The sequence below is a fragment of the Paenibacillus rhizoryzae genome (assembly GCF_059686995.1).
This window is the reverse complement of the sequence record NZ_JCAALT010000001.1, coordinates 1,005,732-1,025,852: the sequence shown is the minus strand read 5'-3', so window position 1 is coordinate 1,025,852 and position 20,121 is coordinate 1,005,732. Positions and strand designations below refer to the sequence as shown.

Annotated in this window: 24 protein-coding genes; 1 reads left to right on the top strand and 23 read right to left on the bottom strand. The window is 47.6% G+C overall.

Annotation, left to right across the window (positions count from 1 at the left end):
* Window positions 1-59 precede the first annotated feature (59 nt).
* The 5 genes from ppsA to AC6ESO_RS04635 form a co-directional block, all read right to left on the bottom strand.
* The gene (gene ppsA / locus AC6ESO_RS04655; RefSeq protein WP_497090496.1) at window positions 60-2,660 is read right to left on the bottom strand and encodes a phosphoenolpyruvate synthase; all 2,601 of its coding nucleotides are present in this window, start codon (window positions 2,658-2,660) and stop codon (window positions 60-62) included.
* Window positions 2,661-2,891: 231 nt separating this feature from the next.
* Window positions 2,892-3,569 carry an ABC transporter ATP-binding protein gene (locus AC6ESO_RS04650; protein ID WP_497090352.1) on the bottom strand — a complete coding sequence of 226 codons (678 nt, stop codon included), beginning with the start codon at window positions 3,567-3,569 and terminating at the stop codon, window positions 2,892-2,894.
* Window positions 3,566-4,693 (bottom strand): ABC transporter permease, encoded by a 1,128-nt coding sequence (locus tag AC6ESO_RS04645; protein WP_497090351.1) that lies wholly within the window; start codon window positions 4,691-4,693, stop codon window positions 3,566-3,568. Before AC6ESO_RS04645 ends, AC6ESO_RS04650 begins: the two co-directional genes overlap by 4 nt.
* A 65-nt stretch (window positions 4,694-4,758) precedes the next feature.
* The gene (locus AC6ESO_RS04640; RefSeq protein WP_497090350.1) at window positions 4,759-6,138 is read right to left on the bottom strand and encodes a sensor histidine kinase; all 1,380 of its coding nucleotides are present in this window, start codon (window positions 6,136-6,138) and stop codon (window positions 4,759-4,761) included.
* Window positions 6,135-6,812: a response regulator transcription factor gene (locus tag AC6ESO_RS04635; protein ID WP_497090349.1), complete on the bottom strand. Its 678-nt coding sequence runs from the start codon at window positions 6,810-6,812 to the stop codon at window positions 6,135-6,137. Before AC6ESO_RS04635 ends, AC6ESO_RS04640 begins: the two co-directional genes overlap by 4 nt.
* A gap of 192 nt (window positions 6,813-7,004) precedes the next feature.
* Here AC6ESO_RS04635 and AC6ESO_RS04630 point away from each other — a divergent pair, with 192 nt between their 5' ends.
* Window positions 7,005-8,075 (top strand): lactonase family protein, encoded by a 1,071-nt coding sequence (locus AC6ESO_RS04630; protein ID WP_497090348.1) that lies wholly within the window; start codon window positions 7,005-7,007, stop codon window positions 8,073-8,075.
* 118 nt (window positions 8,076-8,193) lie between these two features.
* Here the strand turns inward: AC6ESO_RS04630 and AC6ESO_RS04625 are convergent, their stop codons facing one another.
* The 18 genes from AC6ESO_RS04625 to AC6ESO_RS04540 form a co-directional block, all read right to left on the bottom strand.
* A complete protein-coding gene (locus AC6ESO_RS04625; protein ID WP_497090347.1) occupies window positions 8,194-8,769 on the bottom strand; it encodes a VanZ family protein in 576 nt (191 codons plus the stop codon).
* 36 nt (window positions 8,770-8,805) lie between these two features.
* On the bottom strand, window positions 8,806-9,468 hold the full coding sequence (gene rpiA, locus AC6ESO_RS04620) for a ribose-5-phosphate isomerase RpiA (RefSeq protein ID WP_497090346.1): 663 nt from the start codon (window positions 9,466-9,468) through the stop codon (window positions 8,806-8,808).
* Window positions 9,469-9,479: 11 nt separating this feature from the next.
* Window positions 9,480-9,965 (bottom strand): GNAT family N-acetyltransferase, encoded by a 486-nt coding sequence (locus AC6ESO_RS04615; RefSeq protein ID WP_497090345.1) that lies wholly within the window; start codon window positions 9,963-9,965, stop codon window positions 9,480-9,482.
* Between the two features lie 143 nt (window positions 9,966-10,108).
* Window positions 10,109-10,267: a hypothetical protein gene (locus AC6ESO_RS04610; protein ID WP_497090344.1), complete on the bottom strand. Its 159-nt coding sequence runs from the start codon at window positions 10,265-10,267 to the stop codon at window positions 10,109-10,111.
* A gap of 186 nt (window positions 10,268-10,453) precedes the next feature.
* The gene (locus AC6ESO_RS04605; protein ID WP_497090343.1) at window positions 10,454-10,789 is read right to left on the bottom strand and encodes a thioredoxin family protein; all 336 of its coding nucleotides are present in this window, start codon (window positions 10,787-10,789) and stop codon (window positions 10,454-10,456) included.
* Between the two features lie 78 nt (window positions 10,790-10,867).
* A complete protein-coding gene (locus tag AC6ESO_RS04600; RefSeq protein WP_494817575.1) occupies window positions 10,868-11,296 on the bottom strand; it encodes an Ohr family peroxiredoxin in 429 nt (142 codons plus the stop codon).
* Between the two features lie 48 nt (window positions 11,297-11,344).
* Entirely contained in the window at window positions 11,345-11,773 is a 429-nt protein-coding gene (locus tag AC6ESO_RS04595) for an organic hydroperoxide resistance protein (protein ID WP_497090342.1), read from the bottom strand.
* A 140-nt stretch (window positions 11,774-11,913) separates the two neighbouring features.
* Window positions 11,914-12,501: a TetR/AcrR family transcriptional regulator gene (locus AC6ESO_RS04590; RefSeq protein ID WP_497090341.1), complete on the bottom strand. Its 588-nt coding sequence runs from the start codon at window positions 12,499-12,501 to the stop codon at window positions 11,914-11,916.
* 137 nt (window positions 12,502-12,638) lie between these two features.
* Complete coding sequence (locus AC6ESO_RS04585) at window positions 12,639-13,712, bottom strand: polysaccharide pyruvyl transferase family protein (protein WP_497090340.1); 1,074 nt, start codon at window positions 13,710-13,712, stop codon at window positions 12,639-12,641.
* Window positions 13,713-13,735: 23 nt separating this feature from the next.
* Window positions 13,736-14,866 carry a glycosyltransferase gene (locus AC6ESO_RS04580; RefSeq protein ID WP_497090339.1) on the bottom strand — a complete coding sequence of 377 codons (1,131 nt, stop codon included), beginning with the start codon at window positions 14,864-14,866 and terminating at the stop codon, window positions 13,736-13,738.
* The gene (locus AC6ESO_RS04575) at window positions 14,856-15,584 is read right to left on the bottom strand and encodes a glycosyltransferase family 2 protein (protein ID WP_497090338.1); all 729 of its coding nucleotides are present in this window, start codon (window positions 15,582-15,584) and stop codon (window positions 14,856-14,858) included. Before AC6ESO_RS04575 ends, AC6ESO_RS04580 begins: the two co-directional genes overlap by 11 nt.
* Before the next feature lie 32 nt (window positions 15,585-15,616).
* On the bottom strand, window positions 15,617-15,808 hold the full coding sequence (locus tag AC6ESO_RS04570) for a hypothetical protein (protein WP_494817569.1): 192 nt from the start codon (window positions 15,806-15,808) through the stop codon (window positions 15,617-15,619).
* Entirely contained in the window at window positions 15,805-16,215 is a 411-nt protein-coding gene (locus tag AC6ESO_RS04565) for a hypothetical protein (RefSeq protein ID WP_497090337.1), read from the bottom strand. Before AC6ESO_RS04565 ends, AC6ESO_RS04570 begins: the two co-directional genes overlap by 4 nt.
* 218 nt (window positions 16,216-16,433) lie before the next feature.
* Window positions 16,434-17,090, bottom strand: a complete 657-nt coding sequence (locus AC6ESO_RS04560; protein WP_497090336.1) for a GNAT family N-acetyltransferase — start codon at window positions 17,088-17,090, stop codon at window positions 16,434-16,436.
* 87 nt (window positions 17,091-17,177) lie between these two features.
* Complete coding sequence (locus tag AC6ESO_RS04555) at window positions 17,178-17,864, bottom strand: DUF7002 family protein (protein ID WP_497090335.1); 687 nt, start codon at window positions 17,862-17,864, stop codon at window positions 17,178-17,180.
* A gap of 12 nt (window positions 17,865-17,876) precedes the next feature.
* Window positions 17,877-18,776 (bottom strand): hypothetical protein, encoded by a 900-nt coding sequence (locus tag AC6ESO_RS04550; RefSeq protein ID WP_497090334.1) that lies wholly within the window; start codon window positions 18,774-18,776, stop codon window positions 17,877-17,879.
* A gap of 52 nt (window positions 18,777-18,828) precedes the next feature.
* Window positions 18,829-19,047 (bottom strand): hypothetical protein, encoded by a 219-nt coding sequence (locus tag AC6ESO_RS04545; RefSeq protein ID WP_497090333.1) that lies wholly within the window; start codon window positions 19,045-19,047, stop codon window positions 18,829-18,831.
* Between the two features lie 27 nt (window positions 19,048-19,074).
* Complete coding sequence (locus AC6ESO_RS04540; RefSeq protein WP_497090332.1) at window positions 19,075-20,058, bottom strand: SLAC1 anion channel family protein; 984 nt, start codon at window positions 20,056-20,058, stop codon at window positions 19,075-19,077.
* Between the last annotated feature and the right edge of the window lie 63 nt (window positions 20,059-20,121).

Genomic DNA, 20,121 nt, shown 5'->3' with positions numbered 1-20,121 from the left:
AGTTAGACGCAGCGGACAACGAATTAGTTGCATCCAGTCGGGGGCAGTGAGTCTTTCCCTTACAAGATCTCGATATATCCTTCTGTTCCATGAACGCGAATTCGCTGCCCGTCTTTTATCAGCTTGGTTGCATTTTCTACCCCGACGACTGCCGGCAAGCCATATTCGCGTGCGATCACGGCTCCGTGGGTCATCGGTCCGCCAACTTCGGTGACGAGTCCTTTGATGGATACAAACAATGGCGTCCAGCCCGGGTCGGTAAAGGGGGTCACCAAAATATCTCCTTCTTCCAGGTTCGCCTCTTCCATGCGAAAAATAACACGCGCGCGTCCCTCAATCACGCCGGATGAAACGGGCAGACCTACAAGAGCTTCGGCTGGGATATTCTCACGATCATATACACCGGCGATGATCTCGCCATCAGACGTAATAATACGTGGAGGCGTTAATTGGTCGTAATATTTGTAGTCATCTTTTCGTCTGCTGATGATCCGGTAATCGAGTGAATTCGTGCGTACGACATCGCAAAGCTCTTCAAAAGTCAGATAGAAAATATCTTCTTTGTCAGGAATGACGCCTTTTTCAACGAGCTGTTCCGCTTCTTTCAATAATGCCTGCTTATATATGAAATAGCGACTAACCATGCCGTATTTGGGATATTCCCGATAGCCGATGTAATTCCGAACTAAGCTGATCATATGCTTCGTCTCTTCCGCTTTCTGTTCACCATCCGGCAATTGCATCAGTCGCCCCAATAACTCTTGTTCTTTCTCTAACGCTTCTTGGCGTCCTTGCTCAAATTTCCGAATACCGGCATTAGGCTCAAAATGTTTGATATTGCCCAGAATCATCGGGACAAGCGTAAGCGGTTTTTCACGCCAACGAGCCGTAGTCACATCGATTTCCCCGGCACATCGCATCCCGTATTTATCGAGGTAAGCGTGGAGCGCGTCCAGCGTTTTCTGACCGCCTTCAATGTTTAAGAGTTCTTCCAATTGATGATCTTCTTTAATTTGCTGCAAATATGCAATGACTTCCGGATAAGGACGAATCACATCTGCGACATCCATCAGCGCCAGCCCCATTTCCGAAGTAACATTATGGGGAACAGATTGAGTTAGGGTGTCTACCGCGTTCTTTTCGCCTAACCACTCGTTCATTTTCTCATTGATCCATGTTGAAGCATTCATTGCTGACATAAACACACGCGTACTTTGCGGGTTAAACAAAATCTTCTTTAATTCTTGAAAATCTTCTAAAATAAAATCCATTAGATCCGGTCCTGTTTTCGTTTCAATATGTTGTTTTAACTCGTCTATCGATGTTTGACTTAGCTTGATTAATTCTGTAACGATACTCGGATCGATTTCGGTTTGTGCCGGTGCTTCCGGTATACTTCTGCCGGGACTTGGTGCTGATGCCCCATTCGGCAACATTTTAATGAAATCTCCGCGATCTAAAATGGATTTGAGTGCGTTTCTGATGAGCGGATCGGATTTCCCCCATGTGTTTAAAATCATTTCTCTGCTGGCTGGTGAAGCCAACATTGGAGTAACATCTACAAACAACCTTCCGCCAGCTCTACGCATCGGCGCAGGAGTCGTTAATAGGTAAAATGATAAACCCAGCGGTTTAATGGCATCGGTCATCATCTGTTGGTGACCAACTGAAATATAGACGTGATTTTCTTGATCAATCGCTTCGGGGATGGGGTATAAGGTCGTGATCGGACGACTCTGGACGATAGAGAAAGTATCCTGCGCCATACACCACTCGATATCTTGCGGGCTGCCAAAATAAGCTTCAATCTGTCTGCCGATGCTTGCCAATCGTAAAATCTGCTGCTCGGTAAGGGTTTGCGCTGTTTGCAGATCGGGATCGAGCTGTATGGTTTCCGTTCCGCCTGATGGAAGTCCATAGATCGCCAGTTTCTTGGCTGCGATCCTTGTATGGACGATTTCGCCTTCCCGCACCTGATAGTTATCGGCAGAGACTAAGCCGGAGACTAATGCCTCGCCGAGCCCAAAGCCGGCATCGATGGATAGCAGCTTGCGGTTCGAAGTAATCGGATCAGCGGTGAATAGAATCCCTGACGCGTCTGGGAAAACCATCTTTTGAACGATAACGGCTACATGGACTTGGCTATGGTCAAATCCATGTTGAATGCGATAAATGACTGCGCGATCCGAATATAAAGAAGCCCAGCATTTGCGGATATGCTCCAAGATCGCTTCCTTCCCGATGATATTTAAATAAGTATCTTGTTGCCCTGCAAATGAGGCATGGGGTAAATCTTCTGCAGTCGCACTGGAACGCACGGCATAGGCACGTTCATCACCAAGCCCGGTAAGATAGTGAGTTGTAGCGTTCACAACATCGGAAGGCAGGTCTACTTCCATAATGCTTTGTCTAATCTTGCTGCTGATTTCACCGATTAGGTCCCGGTCTTCTGCTTTCAGTTCGGATAATGTAGCCACCAGATTGTGATACGTTTCGTTATGTTCGGTAGCTTGCCGATATCCTACCGTCGTGACGCAAAATCCTTCGGGTACATGAATCCCTTTAATCTTTGCCAGTTCCCCTAAATTCAACGCCTTACCACCAACGAGGGATAGCTGCGTTCGATCCATTTCCTGAAAACCGAGAACCATAGCGTTCATTCCAAATCTCTCCTCCACCAACAATTTGAGAAAAACCATTTGACAGGATTCCATTAGCATGATACGATTGAATTGTAAAATAAAACAACTATGTCTTTTTTTCCTATGACAGTCGTACTTCGATTGTATCATCGGGTCTGCATATAAGCAATGTTAAGAACCTGAGTAATCTACTCAGGTTCTTTTTTGCTCTATTGGAGATATAACATAGTCAGCATTCACTGGCTTTTCTTATTGTTCAATTAGAGATCCGTTCTCTAAATAAAGAACTCGGTCGCAAAGCGGCAGAATGCGGTCATCGTGCGTCACCATGACTGCGCTCTTCCCTCGCTCTCTCGCTTCATCGGCAAGCATGCGTACTACGTCCAATCCCCTAGTCGCATCCAGACTCGCAGTCGGCTCGTCCGCCAGCAACACAGCCGGGTCATTCATGAGGGCTCTTGCAATGGCGACACGCTGACGTTCACCACCCGACAACTTCTCGGGATATGCATCATTGCGGTGATCCAAGCCCAGCTTTTGCAGCATTTCGGATGTTCGCCTAGCTCCCATTCTCTTGTCCATTCCGCCAAGCTTTGCAACAAGGATCAGCTGCTCTTTCACCTTTAAGTAAGGAATCAAATTTGCACTTTGGAATATAAATCCCAGCTTGCGAAGACGCATGTCGGACAACGCTTGCTTGTCTAAACGGTTTATGGATTCCCCGTCCACCAGAACATCACCGCTCGATGGCTTCAGTAGAGCGCCTGCTATGGAAAGGAATGTGCTTTTGCCGGATCCCGAAGGTCCCATTACGGCAACCAGCTCTCCCTCCCGCACTTGTAGATTTAAAGTGTCAAGTATCATTCGCTGTTTACCGCCGTCTTCAAAAGTATGCGTAATATTGGTGAGTATTAATCTGTGTCTCATGCTGCAGTCCTCCCAATCGCCTCTAAAGCTTCTATTCGCGTCACTTTCCAAACCGAAAGCAATGATCCGGCAAGTGACATCGCAATGAAAGCTCCACTTGTTACCGCAAGTGTGGAGACATGAAGCTGGAATGGCATTCCGCTAGGCAATACAGCTTCAACCACTTGGACAAGCAGTACACTAACAACTAGACTGCCAATAGACAAAAGCAGGATCTGCATCGCGATACTTCGGATCAGGTACGAGGTCCGAGTGCCAATTGCTTTTAGAATCCCAAATTGACTGCTCTTCTGGATTGTGATGACGTAGAAAAACACGGCCAAGACAAAAGATGAGATGATGAATAAGAAGATAATCATCATAAGCAGCGATCCCTGCTCCTCCTTGTATCCCGGTATGGACGAAACAGCAGCTGATTTCGTGACGATTTCGGTGGCCGGCAGGACCGCAGCAAGCTGCGCCGCCTGATTATTATTCACTTTCACCGCAATCGCATTGTAGAATATCCCCTTCTCTGCTGCTTCCACTACGGGGCGCGATGCCGATTTCAACTGATACTGCTGCCAATCATAGTCGCTTAGGATGACAGCCGGCGTATGGCTGAAGGATTCATGGCTGACATACCCACTGACCGTCCATTTCATTCCTGAAGCTTGATCGACAATAACTGTACCGATGTCAATTCCCGCAGCCTTCAGCTTGTGATCAACAAGTACTTGCCCAGTCCCTGTCGATGAAAGTGTTTTCCCTTCGGTTACCTTAGGCATCAGCCAACCATTCGGTCTCATTCCTAGAAGCGTCACATCCAACTTGCGGGAAGTCCCGTCAGCTGTCACGGTTGTCATTCTGATCGCTAGCGGCTCAACATTCTCTTCTCCTGCAATTGAACTCGCTTGTTTCAGTACTTGTTCATTCACTTGAGAACGAGTGAAGCGATGGTTCGCATCCTTCTCCATAATAAAGTGCGAAGCGTCCATCTTCTGAATGGAAGCTGCATTGTCAAAGGCGAGCCCTTGCGCAAGCCCGGTAACGAACAGGACTAGAAAGGCGACCAACAGCAGAATACATGCAATTAACGAATAACGGACTTTAGCGAATCTCAACTCACGAATGGCCAGATACATGGTGCTTCCCTCCCCTTGATAACTCCAGTTTAGGAAGCGAAAATGAACGGCGCATGAATAACAAATTACAATACAGGCAGCATTACTGTAATCCGGGTACCGGCTCCTACTGTGCTGTTTACTTCGATATCCCCCTGATGCAGCTGCACAATCTTTCTCACAATGGCAAGTCCAAGACCCGTTCGTCCCGAAGCGCGTTCCCTCGCGCGGTCGACACGGTAGAACCGGTCGAACAGATACGGCAGATGCTCAGGAGCTATCCCTTCTCCGGTGTCTGAAATAACAATGCGGGTGTGCGTCTGCATTTGCTCCGCGCGGACTTCTATTCTTCGACCGGATGGAATGTGGTTCACTGCATTGCTGAGCAGATTTGCCCACACCTGCATGAGCAACACCTCATCGCCATAAATCGAAATGGAAGAAGGAACAGACAGCTTCAAAAACAACTCCTTGTCTTCCAGCTGCCATTGCAGCACCTCAACGGCCTGACGGATTTGGCCGTGTAAGGAGAAATGAGTTTTGTTCAGCGCTTCTTCCCCATGCTCCAGTGTGGAGAGCAGCAGAAGCTGCTTGCCCAGTAAGGAAAGATGGCGGCTTTCGGCTTCGACAATGGATGCATATTGCTCACGTTCTTCTTTCGAGATATCGTCTTGCGCAAGTACTTTGGCAAATCCTTGGATCGACGTGAGCGGCGATTGGATTTCATGGGATACATTCGAAACAAATTGCTGACGCGCTACATCAACCCGCTCAAGTTCCCGGCTCATCGTCGTAAAATGTTCGGCCAGCTGCCCGATTTCATCACGTCGGCCGGTATGCAGGCGAAGATTGTAATTCCCTTGCGCGAGACGTTTCGTTGCATCGGTTAGCCTCGTAATCGGATTGACGATATAGCGGGTACTGATTAAGAAGAATAGCATGCTTATGATGATGGTCAGCAGTCCAACCAAAGCAAAGAAAGTACGAAGCTCGCCGAACTGAAGCAGTACGTCCGGCCGCATGAACAAGGCGTACTTCTTGCCCGATGATTGGACGGCCAAGCCAACCGTATTGCTTAAACGGTTCTCGAAGAAACCGGAGATGAACGGTTTGTTTGGAAACTGCTTAACACCGTGATAGACACCGCCACCCAAGACTAACGCAATGTTCTGCTTATCCAGATCCTCTTGACGGAAGCTCCTTCCGAAGAAATGCGACTCTCCTTGCCCGTCAGTCACATAGATTTCATACCCTAGAGCGGCTGTATGTTGAAGATAACGCTCCATTTCAATGGGCTCCGACTCTATGTACTGCTTCATTTGTTGGGCAATGGAAACAAGCTTCGCATCATTGAAAGGCTTTAGCTTGACATGATAGTACATGTTGGAAGCGAGAAAACCCAGTACACTGCTGGCGAAAATGACTGCGGCCGTTATAAAAAACACGCGGTAGTAGAGTGACTTCATTGTTCGCTCACCACAATCTTGTAGCCGATTCCGCGTATCGTTTGAATGTTAAAGTCATCCGTATACTCGGCAAAACGCTGTCTGAGCCGTTTGATATGCACATCTACCGTCCTGTCGTCCCCTTCATAATCCGGCCCCCATACGAGACGGATCAGCTCATCGCGAGAGTATAGACGACCTGGGTACTGTGCCAATTGAGTCAATAACTCGAATTCTTTCATCGGCAGCAAAAAAATCGATTGGCCGTCGGAAACTTCAACGTTCTGGCGGTCAATGGTAATGCGATGCATCCGAATCATATCATTCGATACCTTGTTATAGCGGCGAAATAAAGCCTTTACGCGGAACAGCAGCTCTTCCGGTTCAAAGGGCTTGGTCACATAGTCATCCGTCCCCTTCAGATAACCTTCCTTCTTATCGGACAGCTGATCTTTGGCTGTAAGCATAATAATCGGGATGTCGTAATGCTGCCTTATATGCTTACACAGTTCAAATCCGTCCATATGCGGCATCATGACATCAATAATAGCCAAGTCGATTGGGGATTGTTCCATTACTTTTACTGCCTCTGCCCCGTCTTGTGCCTCATGTACACGAAATCCTTCTCGGGTCATCACATATCGGACCAGCGCTCTAATATTGGAATCATCGTCTGCCAGTAACAGTTGGTTCATAGTATACTACCCCCATATGCATGTTTCGTAGTTAGCATAGCACAAAAATTAGTTTAAGCACCTGCATGAACGCTTAACGTGCGTAAAAGGCTGCATTGTATTGGTGAACACATCAAGTGCCTTTTTCCGCGAAAAATGGTAAAATGTCAGCTTAGAACATTTATTTTCCAAGACATGGAGGTGTGCTTGACTATGGCTTCGACATTTGCTTTTATCGGCTCCTATGCAAACGCGGACGAACCCGGCATCTACGCTTGCACCTATGACAAAGAAACCGGCGCATTGACGCTGATCGGTCAAGCGGACAGCCTGCAAAATCCTACTTTCCTCGTGCCTAACGAGACGAATCGCATGCTTTATACGATCATGGAAGGCAAGGATTCGGAAGGACGGAAATGCGGCGCGGCAGCCGCATACACCTTTGATCCTGCGAATGGCAGCCTGCTTCGCTTGAATGAAGAGATTACGCTTCCTGCTACGACATGCCACATTTCAATCGACGCGACGGGTCGGTTTGCCATGACTGCAAGCTACCACGGAGGAATGGTTAGCCTCTCGCCTATTCTCGAGGATGGCCGAATTGGCCAAACGACGGACGTGCACCGGCATGAAGGTTCCAGCGTTCATCCGGCACAAACACAAGCAAGAGCCCATTCGGTTATCGTCGACAACGCCGGTCGCTTTGCCGTTGTGTCTGATCTCGGCATGGATACACTATTTGTCTACGAACTGGATTTGCCAAACCAACGCATGCTGCTTCGCAGTAAGACAACCATCGCTGCGGGTTCAGGTCCGCGCCATTTCGTCTTCCATCCGGAGCTGCCTTATGGATACGGAATTAATGAATTGAACAGCACGATCACGGTATATGCTTACGATTCCGCTGAAGGGCAACTCAGCGTTGTGCAGACGATATCCACCCTGCCTGAAACGTTCGAGGGAGACAATGCATGTGCAGATATCCATCTATCGCCGGATGGAAAGTTCCTGTACGGCTCGAACCGTGGCCATGACAGCCTGGCTGTCTACAGCGTCGACCCAATTGACGGACATGTTGAGCCGATTGAATATGCGCCTACTCTCGGCGGACACCCTCGTAATTTCGCGCTGTCACCGGACGGTCGCTTTGCGCTTGTCGCGAATCGCGATGGCAACCATATCGTGACGTTCAGCCGCGATGCTGAGTCGGGCAAGCTGCAGCCTGCCGGCAGTGAGCTTCATGTGTCCAAGCCGGTATGCATTCGTTTTGCGGAAATGAACTAAACTGTTGGCAGCCTCGAGGATATGACGTAACATCGTCGTCTTCTTCATTTCATGAACACAAACACGCTGCCAAATCCGGCAGCGTGTTTTTAACTTCAGTGACATGCTTAAGTGATAGTCAGAGGCGCAATTTCAGCATAAATGAAAAATAGAATAAAACAACTAATCCTAATGCTGAAAGTATGGTAACTGCATGACGTGCTTTTTTCTCTCGTACTATAAACACGAGTATCTTATACCCTATGATTCCAATCAATCCACCCAAACCATTTAAAATGATGTCATCTATGTCTGCTGCTCCAATGCCTAGAAGCCCTTGAGTGATTTCAATTAATACGCTTACTACCAACATAATTAGCAGATTGGATATGACTCTATTGTCCCTTTTGAATAAGGAAATATAGGTGCCAAGAGGACTAAAGATTACGATATTGCCAATCACATTAGCAAAAGCGAAACTCGTTACAGCCGCATCGTTGCTAAATAGATATTCTCTGATACTAAAGAATGGAATGAGATTGATTGACCTCTCAAAAGTCCTGTGACTATTAAACAAATCCATAAGCGAAACTCTTGATAAGAAAAATATTTTAACTAAAAAAAGGATATAACAAATGAAAACGCCATAGATAAAGACGGTTTCAACTCTCACTAGTTTAGAAACCCGATCGTTTCCCTTTTTACCGGCTGCCATACCACACCTCATTCAATCCTATATGCTCGGCTCATATTACAACTCAATAACCGATCCATCGTTATAACCAACGATCACTTTTGTTGCCAATTTAATAAACAGGCCATTATCAACGACGCCAGGTACCAAATTGATTGTGGTGTGCAGCTCATTGGGTTGGTCGATATGCTCAAAGTGACAATCCACGATATAATTCCCGTTATCTGTGATGAATGGTACTTTCTCATTCATCCGCAGCCGTGGAATGCAACCAAGCTTACCCAGCCTTTTTTGCGTTAGCTCATAGCCGAATTTCACAATCTCTACAGGCAATGGGAATTTGCCAAGTACATTCACTTTTTTACTTTCATCAACAATTATGATTAATTCCTTGCTTGCCGAAGCTACGATCTTCTCGCGCAGCAGCGCGCCGCCGCCGCCTTTAATGAGGTTCCATCGATCATCGACCTCGTCAGCCCCATCGATAGTCAGATCAATTGCATCGACTTCGGAAACGGATAGAATCGGAATGCCTAATTCCTTCGCTAATTGCTCAGATTGAACGGATGTCGCTACTGCTTGTACGTCTAATCCATCCTTCACATTCTTTCCTAATTTCTGAATTGCCCAATAGGCTGTAGACCCCGTTCCTAACCCCACGATCATGCCTTCTCGTATGTACTCCACCGCTTTTTCCGCTGCTATTCGTTTGGACTCCATATGGGCCTCCTTTATGGTAAGTTGATCAACTGAAACTCCATTTTCCTGCTTTTTGTTGTCATGCCTATGGATTGATAAAACGTGATCGCATTTTGATTTTTCTCCGAAACCCCTAATTCAATACGATCAACTTCCAAGCTTCTTCCGAGGTCGAATACGGATTGCATGAGTTTCTTCCCGATCCCCTTGTTCCTTGCTGTCTCAGCGACACATAAACTGTTTACAAGTAAGACTTTCCTCGCATGAACAAATGAATTCTCAGGAATCGCTTCTTCCTTCATAACAACTACACCGACGATTTCATTCCCCCACACGGCTACAAAAATAGGTTGCTTGTCATCCAGCAGTTGATTTCGAAAGTACGCTTCCTCTACCGGGGTCGAATTCTCCTTGTACAAGTCCGGTCGCTCGACAACGTGCAGATCATGAACCTGCTGAAACAAAGGTAACAACGACTCGTAATCAGCCAGCGTAGCATTTCGGATGGAAATATCCATGATATCACCTCGGATAATGGTTTAACAGAGATCATACCACTTATACCCTTAGAAGGAAAAGCTCCTCTTTCATCGCCTATAATAAAAAGAGGCGGACCATAGTGGTCCGCCATTTTCATTGTTCTATCGTTTGGTATATGCGCTTACAGCTCGAATTCCATCAAGTCGCGGCCCATCGTGATTTTGCCTTGGAAAATATCCCGCATTCCCTGTGTGTATTCCGCTTCCGATTCTGCGGTCGGATAAGGTGCCGGAATATGGTGGGTTAGCACGAGATGGGGCACGCCAGCCTGTTTGGCCAATTCCGCGACCTCCAAGGTTGTCGAATGATACTTAGCCGGATTGTTCAGTGACTGCGCCTGTTCCGGGAATTCCGGGATTAAAACGCGGCTTAACAGGCAAAATAAAAAGCCTGATTTTACAATCAAGCTTTCACTTTTTATGATTATGGCCATTTCGATGATTCAGGGGACCTTTGCTTCTTCCCGTTAAACGCATGAATCGCCCATAGTCGCATAACTAATGATGTGCTGCTGCAAAATGTCTTTACTTTGAGGCCCTACTAAAGTTTCCACCTTGTAGCCGTCTTTAAAAAGCAATAATGTCGGAACACTCCTCACTCCGTACTCGGTTGCGAGTTCTTTCTCCTGATCGACATCTACTTTGGCGACCGCAGCTTGATACCTCACTTCTTGAGCCAGCATCTGGTCAATGGAAAGCTGTTCTTGACAAGAGAGGCTTTCGGGATCGTAAAAGTCTACGAGCGTGATCCCATGATCGATTTGTCCCCTGAACGTTTCTTTAAATAAGGAATGGATCTCCACTTTGCTGCCTCCTCCTATTCATTGAAAAAAGTTGAAAACCCCGCTTTCGTCAAGCGGGGTTGCTGAGAATCTGAAACGTTAGCCGATCACATTCGAAATGACTTCGATATTGCCTTGCGTTGCTCTGGCATAAGGGCAAACCTTATGAGCTTCGTCGACGATTTCCCTAGCCACACTAATATCTACGCCTTTTACTGTGATATCGAATTGAACGGCCAAGACATAGCCGTCGTTCGCATCCTTACCGAGTGTAACATTCGAACTAATGGAGACACCTTCGGTTTTAATGCCTTTTTTTCTTGTTATGGTTCCCATCGCGCCTTCGAAGCAGGCAGCGAATCCTGCAGCGAATAGCTGCTCTGGATTGACGCCGTTACCGGGGCCGCCTAATTCCTTGGGATATCTCAAGTCCAAGTTAAGATTGCCATCGCTCGATACCGCTTTTCCTTCTCTTCCGCCCTCAACATTTACAGTAGCCGTGTACAATTTCTTTTCCATTGTTATCATCGTAACATCTCCTTTTGACTGGATTATTTTTTACGCTTTGCGTGCAGCTTATCCAACGATATTTGTAATGACTTCGATATTGCCGCGTGTTGCTTTGGCATAAGGGCAAACCTGGTGAGCTTCCTCGACGATTTCATGTGCTAAATTCGTATCGATCCCTTTGATGGTGATATCGAACTGAACGGCTAGTACATAGCCTTCGCTCGCATCCTTCCCAAGCGAAACACTGGATAGAATGGAGATCCCTTCTGTTTTGATGCTTCTCTTTCTTAGAATAGTTCCCATCGCGCCTTCGAAGCATGCGGCGAATCCTGCAGCGAACAATTGTTCCGGATTTGCTCCATTTCCGGGGCCACCCAGTTCCTTGGGATATCTCAAATCCAAGCTAAGATTGCCATCGCCCGAAACAGCTTTACCGTCTCTTCCACCTTGCACATTTACAGTCGCAGTATATAGTTTTTTCTCCATTTTAATCATTCGATTCATTCTCCTTTTTATAGACGAATTTGGCTATCCCTATTCTTGACTGATCGTTCAAGAATAGATGTAAAAAATGATCACCTAAACCAAGTAACGTGATCTTATATGCAGCAGCCCAGCGGCTGCTTATGCGTCTTTTATTTCAAAACCGACATGTTGATGTCAATAATATGGTTTAATTTATCCGCGTCTGTGCTGGTCTTGACCATAACGCGAAGTCCAGTTAGTGCATTATTATAGAAATGGGACAACCATTTAGCATGGAGATCCCGTGAGATTTCTCCTGATTGCTGCCCTTCCACAATAATATCGTGTAAGAACTGTTCGATTGTGTCCCAGCCCATTTGAACCAAATCTCGGGAAACCGGATCCTGTTTGGCCAATTCCACTGCGGTATTCACCATAAAGCAGCCGTCTGGAAGTTCTTCTTGCTTCTGGATTGCCATTTCAAGAATCATTCGAATTCCTTCTCTGGCAGAATGGGTCTCTGCCATGCGGCTCTTAACCGGAAGTTTCACCGATTGCTCAAACAATTCAATATACCGTTTCAATGCTCTGTTATACAACGACTGCTTATCGCCAAATGTATCATACAGGCTTCCTTTGTGAATCCCCATATGGGTTACGAGTTCCTGCATGGAGGTCTTCTCATAGCCTTGTTCCCAAAATAACAGCATGGCCTTCATTAGAACCGCATCTTCATCAAACTCTTTCGTCCTGGCCATCTCGTTGCTCCCTCCTTTCGAAGTAAATATACGATATCAAGAACGGTCGGTCAAGAATTATTTTTGAACGATCGTTCAAGTATCACCCGTCAAAAAAAGAGACTGTCCCGTTCATTTTGACGGACAATCTCTTCCCTCTAAAACAAACGCTCTCGAAACGGCGTGACGAGCGACTGATACGCCTTCTGGCGCCCCTCTTCAAGCTTGTTGATATACCCATCCCGCCAAGCCGCTGCTGCTTGGACTTTCTCCATCAACGTCTCGGCCAACAAAGCATCGTCCGTGGCAACGATCCAATCGGCTAAGTCTAAGCCAAGCATCAAATCGAAGCTTTTGAATCGGTAGCCGATGCAGACAAATGGAACGTTCGCCGCAGCCGATAATAAATTAGCGTGCAGCTTTAAGTTAATCGTCGCTTCGAATCCCGATAGCAGCTGCACATAATCTGCTGCAGCATACACCTTGGGATCGAAAGTCACTCGCTCATCATGGCCAAGTTTAGCATGCAACCTTGCCAGTGCCTCTTTGTCCGGCCCCCAGACCGAATACAAATGGAGCCTATAACCTAGCGCTAGCAGCGAGCGGCCCGTTTGTGCGAGCGCGTTCTCCACTTGTTCCTCGTTGCCGCCATAAATCCGATTATAGGAGGTGCCCCAGTTGATGCCGATCGTCCGATGCTGTCCTTGGACGCTTCCGGCTTGTTGCAGTGGCTTTACTGGATGCAATGCATTCATCAACATGGCGGAATCTCCGCTTATGGTGATAGTAGATGATAATGCGCCTAGTGATTCAATATAATCTTTAGTCCACGGTCCGCGGATCCCGCAATATACACTGTGTGCCATCACGGCCTTCAGCCTTTGGCGATACTGCTTGCTTTCATCGGCTGGCTCCGGTCCTAGCAGTCCATTTGGCTGCGGTGCCCATTTATGAAGGCGGTCATGACCGCTGCCCCAGATGAGGATCTTCTTTCCTAGCTCCAGTGCTTCGTATACCAGATCGACATAACCCGGTATGACCAGCGATCCGCCGCCGAGAACGATCGTATCGTACTGCTCAACCTTCTTCCACTCCACATGCGGAAGTGAAGGGATAACAAGGTGCTCCTCTTCCTTCAGATGAGCCTGCGCCATATCGCGGAACATCTCCCACATCCATTCATCTCCAAGGTTGTTGAAGCCAATCCACCCTAAATACAACACTTTTCTCATTCGTTACGACCACTCCGTCCCTATCAAGTCATTGAAAGCAAGGAATTATACAGCTGCTTCATCTGAATCGCTTTATCGCGGATATGAAAATTCGACCGCGCCCAAGCTTGCCCTTTCCGGCCCATCTCCTCCAGCTTATCAGCGGAAGCGAGCGCCTCGCTGATCGCTTCGCCGATTCGCTGCTCGGATGGACGCTCCTTGGAGTCATGGTCGCCAAAGTAATACTGCCAAGCCTCGTCATAAACGGGCTGGGCCACAAAGCCGAAATATCCGTGATTCCCTATAGCCAGAACAGGCTTGCCGCAAGCCATAGCTTCCAGTGCAACGCGTCCGGTTCCGACGACAAGATCGCCTAGATTGTAGTAATCGCGCATTTGCATCTGACTACCCACAAGTTGGACGAAAGACGTATTGCATTCAAGGTTTACCATCTCTGCGAGTTCGGCAATTGCAGCTGCTTGATTGCCTGATCCCGCGATTATGACATGCAAGGGCATTGCCCCGTTTAAGCGCAGCGTGCGTGCTGCTCTGACGAGCATCGCGCATACAGCCGCCTTGTCCCATGCCAGACGAGATGCATAAACCACGACCTTCTCTCCATCCGGTATGCGGAGGCTGGCGCGCAGCGCAGCAGACGACTCGGAACGATACTGGTCAAAATCAATTCCATTGGCAATCAAGTGTGACGGGATCCCCTGGCGCTCCAGATAAACCTGAACCGGAAGACTGACGCACACGAAAGTACAGCCGGCAGCTTTCATCATTTGAAGTTGATCCGGCGGATAGTAAGCGCCATGCACAGTGAACACTACGGGGATGCCTAATTTTCTTGCCGCTTCGGCGGCATACAAACCGGAAGGTGTTTGGTGAATGTGCACCAAATCAATTTTGCGGCTTCTCATAATTTGCGAGAGTGCGGCTTCCGCCTGCTCCTGGCGCACCGGGTCTAGCAGTTGCTCCGCCCTCAGTTCCACGCGATGAATCGGGCAGGCTGCACGAGCAAAGGACTCGTACATCACGCCGGTTCCGCCTGCATATACAGGCATGACGCCAAGCGATGGGAAGGCCTTCACCAGGCTCAGCACATAGGTTTCCGTTCCCCCAACCGCAAGGCTGTCCATGACCATTAGCAGCCGCAATCGTTTACGAGTCATAGTCATGCTCCGTCTGCGATTTGCCGAAATAATTGCGTGAACGCTGCAAGGGATGCTTGCGGTAGTAATACAGCACCTCCCGCATATTGTCCACGTTTCTCGCTCCGGGCTTGATGACTTTCGCGATAAATTCGTAATCCTCCGCGCCTTCAATACGCCTTGTATGCCCGCCGATTTCATCGAACACCGTTCCTCGCAACATCGCGGTTCCGTGGCAAATGCAATGTCCGCCCTTCGCATAAACCTTTCCAATTTGTTCGCCGTATTTAAGCCAGTACACCGGCATCCGGCGCTCAGGCTGACCATCTTCGAACACTTCGTAGTTCGTACCGAGCAGATCGATTTGCGGGTTATTTTTCAGATAACGAACTTGCTTAGCCAGCCGCTCCGGATGAGACAGATCATCTGCGTCCTGGATGGCGATATACTCCCCTTTGGCCAAGTACATCCCAACTGTTATCGCGCCTGAGTAGCCAATATTGCGCGGAAGCCGCAATGTACAGATCCCCTTCCCATCCCTTAATAACGGCTCGTTGTTGTTCAGCCAATTCATTACGAATTCATAAGACCCGTCGGTGGATGCATCATCGATTAGAATGAGCTCCCAGCTTGTATAAGTCTGATTGAGCAGGCTCGTTAAGCAATCCGTCAGATAAGGTACCTTATTGTAGACGGTGGTGACAATGCTGACGAGTCCCGGCACACGTTGAAAAGACACTTGCCTCTCCTCCCTTATTCTCCATGATCGTGTTACAGAAGCCGAATATAAGAAATAAAGCGCAGCTGTATGATCGCATAGCTGCCGCTCTCATAACCGAAAAGCTCCGATGTGCGGAGCGTTACCGATACGCCGTCTACCGACACAAGCGTACCGCTGATCGTTTCGAGCGCGCTTGCGATCTGTACTTCCTTGTTCACGAGCGATTGCAGCTCTTCAATCATCGTTCCACCTGCTTTCCTGATAGTTGAAAGGCGACCAGCTGATCAAGCGGCACCATTACGCTTGTCCCTCCGTGTTCACGCACGACCAGAAAATCGTCGCTAACCTTCGTAATTGTGCCTTCGACTGTCCCGGCTGAAGTTAAAAGCTCGGCCGACTTGCCTGTGTATGGCTCGAAAACGCGACCGAGTTTATTCAAACTGGACGTGCCGACATCGCGCTGACCCTCAAGTCCATGCGCAGCTAACTCCTCTCGAATCGCCTGACGCATTTCTGCTATGAGCGTTGATCCATCGAGCGCGCCGGATTCCGGTGCAGACGGCTGTGTTACATTTGCGTTTGGCATCAGCAGCCGTGCAAGACCATCAAAATATTCCTTTATCTCTCTAACGTTTACGATAATTTTCATCGCTCCTCCATCCTCCTATTCCATGGAAACTTCTAATTTCCATCTTTACTAGGGTATACAGTTAAGAGGAGGAGCGACTGAGGCATATCACCAGTCCACCCTGAAATGTTCGATTGCCATTCCAAGACAAAAAGGACACCCGTCCAAATGGAAGGTGTCCTTGTAAAAACCTATGGGCCATACTGAATGAACAGTGTAGGGTTATCGTCTTCGTTCATTTAGAAATCAAGTCGCATTACGACCCGACGTTTGCTTGGTTGAGTCAGCTCTCGGAAACCTGCTCCCTCAAAGACGTTGCGGCTCCCGACATGGAGCTCGCCCCAGGTGATTTCTTTCTCCGGTGTGGTGATCATCGCATAACCCTCTACAGCTCGAGCGCCCCGCCGCTTAGCGAAGTCAACGGCAGCACGAGTGAGCTCGTACGTAATCCCGCGCCTTCGATAGCCGGTGCGAACAATGAAGCAGGTGATTGCCCAAACCCCATCGTCGTTCTTATCTTCGTTTCTTCCCGTCCAGGGCATCCGACTCTTTAACAGGTTTGGGTAGGAAATCCGCGGTTCAATTGCACACCACCCTACCGGCTGCTGGTCGAGGTAAGCGACAAGGCCGCTCGTGGTACCGGCTTCCGGATTATCGCAGTCGGTCTGGATCCGCAGCAAATAAGCACGTTCATCGTCATCGATATTGTTCCACTGGGATGAAGGAATCTTGAACCGTTGGCAGTAGCAGCGTACGGAGTGACACTTGACCGGGCCAAGTATAACCTCCAAGTCTTCCCATGATGCCTCGTTTGCCGGCAGCATGGATAATCCATCAATCGTAGTCGACCTCGATTGGACGGTTTCCATAGGCATCTGACTTTCAGAATTTTTCATCGTCAACAGCCACCACCTTCACATAGTCACTCCCAATATGAAGACGCAGAACTGCATTTATTGTTGCGCTATAACGATTATTGGATCCTATTCATCCTGAAAATCCTTGAAAGACTGTGCAAACTTCCCCCAACTCCCCGGAATCTCGGAAACATCTTTACAATAGATAGCCTGTACATAGCTGGACAAGTCCGTTACTTTCCCTTCTACAAGGACCTCGCGGATCTCAGAAGGTTTTGTAGGCACATCATTTTCCCGCACAGTCTCGAATTGATCCAACGGCAGAAACATGCGTAAACTTTTCCTATAGGAACAACGGTTTGGATACCGAGGTGAGCTCCCCGAGTCGTATTTCGACAGCTTTACAGCATCATAGCAATCACGAATGAGCGAATAGGCATCCAATTGAAGCACGGCAAAAGCTTCATTGGGCTCTCTCCTCGAATACATCTCCAGCATCTTCAGACAATCCCGCCGCGTCGGCCAGAGGAATACATGCTGATCCAAATAATGATAAAATTGATGAAGCGTTGTATTTGGATCCATTACAAGTTCAGCTATTCGCAAATGTGCATTGGCTACAAACCGATGCCCGTGAAATTGCAATTCTCTTCTCTCTCTCCGTCGTCCATCCGATAAGCTGTGATCCACTTCGAAAGGTGCATACAATGCATCCAAATGTGAAATCGACGGCAGGTTTTGAACCCTTGTGAAATGATATAACGATTTCCGTTTGGAACTGTTCGTTATTTTGCGTACAATGGAATCGTTCATCGCTGGGTACCTCTAGTCCGATCTTCTTCTGAACTGACGATACGCTGCAGAAATACACATCAGAACGCCTGTTGTAACGAAGACGCCAACCGGGAACCCCCATGTCCCCCACGCAGGCACGATAAGCGGCATCAACGAGACACCGAATGCAACAGGAACAGGAACTTTAAACAACTTACAAAGTACGAAGGTAATGAGAACATTAATGACGCCAACCCAAATGATTGAGCCATCCAGCAAGTGATACACGCCGACTGCAAGAGCAGCCGTAATCGTTAATACCGCTATACGTTGAGGAATCATTTTCCAAGCAAAATCCTTCGCATGAAATACCTCGAATATGAGAGCAAACACGGGTGGAACCACCAAAACTTCAAGCTTAGTCGCAAATGCAAGACCAATCCAAAGGGCTAACACAAGGGTTATGAGAACCGTATCCGTCTTCTTGCGAAAAGGGATCGGGCTACTAGCCGGTTTATCCGGTTTTCTCATTCCATAAGCAGCCAGCATCACAACAAATGTGAATACAGCAGTCGAAACGGCAAATGTATAATCAGTAAGGCCTAGAAAAATCGGTAGTAAAGCAGCAGGAATAGTTGGTCCAAAATTGACGCGAAATACATGCATGAGAATCACTATAAGGATAAGACCTAACCATATTTTCACCAGCGGCGATAGCGCCAAATGGTTCATCGTCGTACCGATAAAGGCACCTAATGTTGGGGAAAGCCATAAGTGGAGAGGTTTCTTAATCCAGTGCGGCACCGGAAAAACCATGACCCCCATAGCCATTCCTGCAATTTCCGGGAAGAGAATATCCCTTTCGTCCAGCCATACAGCCCCAATCAGCATGAGAATAACTAAACCGTAAGCTGATGCAAATCCTCTGGATTTCAGTAAATGCCAAGACATCTCCGTTCTTCTCCTCTCCGAAACCAGCTCATAAGATCTGCTTTATTCAGGACTATTTTGCTTGATCGAATTGCATTTCAGGAGGCGGCATCTGGATGAACGTTGCTCCTGTACGAGAATGCTGCTTGCCATTGATCCAGACGTTATGATCGTCATAGCCTTCTAATAATCCCCCACCTGAGGTTTTCTTATCGGTTACGACCATCACATATTGACCGAAGAGCATCGCATTATCAAAATCGACGTCATATTGAAGTGTTGTCCACAGCATCGATATCCGTCCTTTCTCACATTGATATTATCCCTTTAGCAAATTCCCTTTAAGCAACAGGTTCAGCGTACGGATAAAGAGAACAGCCAACACAATGCTTAGAAATGCCAAAATAATCGCAGAAATGCCAATCAACAGCCAGGAATGCACGAATATCGCATATTCCAAAGCCGCGTTGCATAGGGCAGCAATTGGAAAGCTTACCGCCCACCAAGAAGCGCTAAACGGTACGGACTTTCTAAATACTTTGAAGAGCAAAACGATGAATAAGAAAAGGCCAAAGTAAAACAATATAGAAGCGAACGAATCGATCTTCTGTTGGATGTTCGTATAGCCCAGAAAACCAACCTCAAACGGCGCAATCATAATTATCATTGAAGGCACTAAACCAGCAGGCAGCGGTGCATGATGAATCAATCTGGATAAGATCAATGTCAGGAAGATCAAAGCGACAATACCGCCGATCGCGAGGGCCAACAGATTGATCTCACGTGCCCACGGAAAAGGCATCGTCCCTCCGGCAACCGCTATATCGATGGACCCTACTCCCGGTATCAGCCATGGCGGAACTACGTGACCTTGCTCGAGATTCCCGTTCAACAGGCGGGCAACGATGATAAAGCTAAACACGATTGTCATGATGGTGCCGATAATCCAAATCACTTGACCCGTTACTTGATTAAACGTTCCGAGAACGGAAGAGAGCAGCAATAATGAAATCGTGATTGTTCCGAAGAAATTCCCGGTAATAGGATTCATAAATTCGGCCATGACCTTCTGCGGGTACAGGATCCATTTCGAAATATAACTCGCGCTTAACGCAATAAATAGAAGAACCGCGAGAATTCCAATGCTATCGGCAATGACCGGAGAACTACCGAATAACTTACTTGATTGTCTCCAAGCCAATGATAGACCTGAGATGCCCATAACTGACGCAAATAAACTTACAGGTAAAAATTGAACAGAACCAATGCCTTTCTGTTGTTGCACGTCAGTCATGGTTTGCATGAGTGATCATCACTTCCTTTGTTTAATGTTGACTAACTATCCTGTTGCCTCATTGTATGAGAA

Coding starts and splice junctions, on each gene's coding strand:
- ppsA (WP_497090496.1), bottom strand. CDS start 2,660: ATGAACGCTATGGTTCTCGGTTTTCAGGAAATGGATCGAACGCAGCTA.
- AC6ESO_RS04650 (WP_497090352.1), bottom strand. CDS start 3,569: ATGAGACACAGATTAATACTCACCAATATTACGCATACTTTTGAAGAC.
- AC6ESO_RS04645 (WP_497090351.1), bottom strand. CDS start 4,693: ATGTATCTGGCCATTCGTGAGTTGAGATTCGCTAAAGTCCGTTATTCG.
- AC6ESO_RS04640 (WP_497090350.1), bottom strand. CDS start 6,138: ATGAAGTCACTCTACTACCGCGTGTTTTTTATAACGGCCGCAGTCATT.
- AC6ESO_RS04635 (WP_497090349.1), bottom strand. CDS start 6,812: ATGAACCAACTGTTACTGGCAGACGATGATTCCAATATTAGAGCGCTG.
- AC6ESO_RS04630 (WP_497090348.1), top strand. CDS start 7,005: ATGGCTTCGACATTTGCTTTTATCGGCTCCTATGCAAACGCGGACGAA.
- AC6ESO_RS04625 (WP_497090347.1), bottom strand. CDS start 8,769: ATGGCAGCCGGTAAAAAGGGAAACGATCGGGTTTCTAAACTAGTGAGA.
- rpiA (WP_497090346.1), bottom strand. CDS start 9,468: ATGGAGTCCAAACGAATAGCAGCGGAAAAAGCGGTGGAGTACATACGA.
- AC6ESO_RS04615 (WP_497090345.1), bottom strand. CDS start 9,965: ATGGATATTTCCATCCGAAATGCTACGCTGGCTGATTACGAGTCGTTG.
- AC6ESO_RS04600 (WP_494817575.1), bottom strand. CDS start 11,296: ATGATAACAATGGAAAAGAAATTGTACACGGCTACTGTAAATGTTGAG.
- AC6ESO_RS04595 (WP_497090342.1), bottom strand. CDS start 11,773: ATGATTAAAATGGAGAAAAAACTATATACTGCGACTGTAAATGTGCAA.
- AC6ESO_RS04590 (WP_497090341.1), bottom strand. CDS start 12,501: ATGGCCAGGACGAAAGAGTTTGATGAAGATGCGGTTCTAATGAAGGCC.
- AC6ESO_RS04585 (WP_497090340.1), bottom strand. CDS start 13,712: ATGAGAAAAGTGTTGTATTTAGGGTGGATTGGCTTCAACAACCTTGGA.
- AC6ESO_RS04580 (WP_497090339.1), bottom strand. CDS start 14,866: ATGACTCGTAAACGATTGCGGCTGCTAATGGTCATGGACAGCCTTGCG.
- AC6ESO_RS04570 (WP_494817569.1), bottom strand. CDS start 15,808: ATGATTGAAGAGCTGCAATCGCTCGTGAACAAGGAAGTACAGATCGCA.
- AC6ESO_RS04565 (WP_497090337.1), bottom strand. CDS start 16,215: ATGAAAATTATCGTAAACGTTAGAGAGATAAAGGAATATTTTGATGGT.
- AC6ESO_RS04560 (WP_497090336.1), bottom strand. CDS start 17,090: ATGAAAAATTCTGAAAGTCAGATGCCTATGGAAACCGTCCAATCGAGG.
- AC6ESO_RS04555 (WP_497090335.1), bottom strand. CDS start 17,864: ATGAACGATTCCATTGTACGCAAAATAACGAACAGTTCCAAACGGAAA.
- AC6ESO_RS04550 (WP_497090334.1), bottom strand. CDS start 18,776: ATGTCTTGGCATTTACTGAAATCCAGAGGATTTGCATCAGCTTACGGT.
- AC6ESO_RS04545 (WP_497090333.1), bottom strand. CDS start 19,047: ATGCTGTGGACAACACTTCAATATGACGTCGATTTTGATAATGCGATG.
- AC6ESO_RS04540 (WP_497090332.1), bottom strand. CDS start 20,058: ATGCAAACCATGACTGACGTGCAACAACAGAAAGGCATTGGTTCTGTT.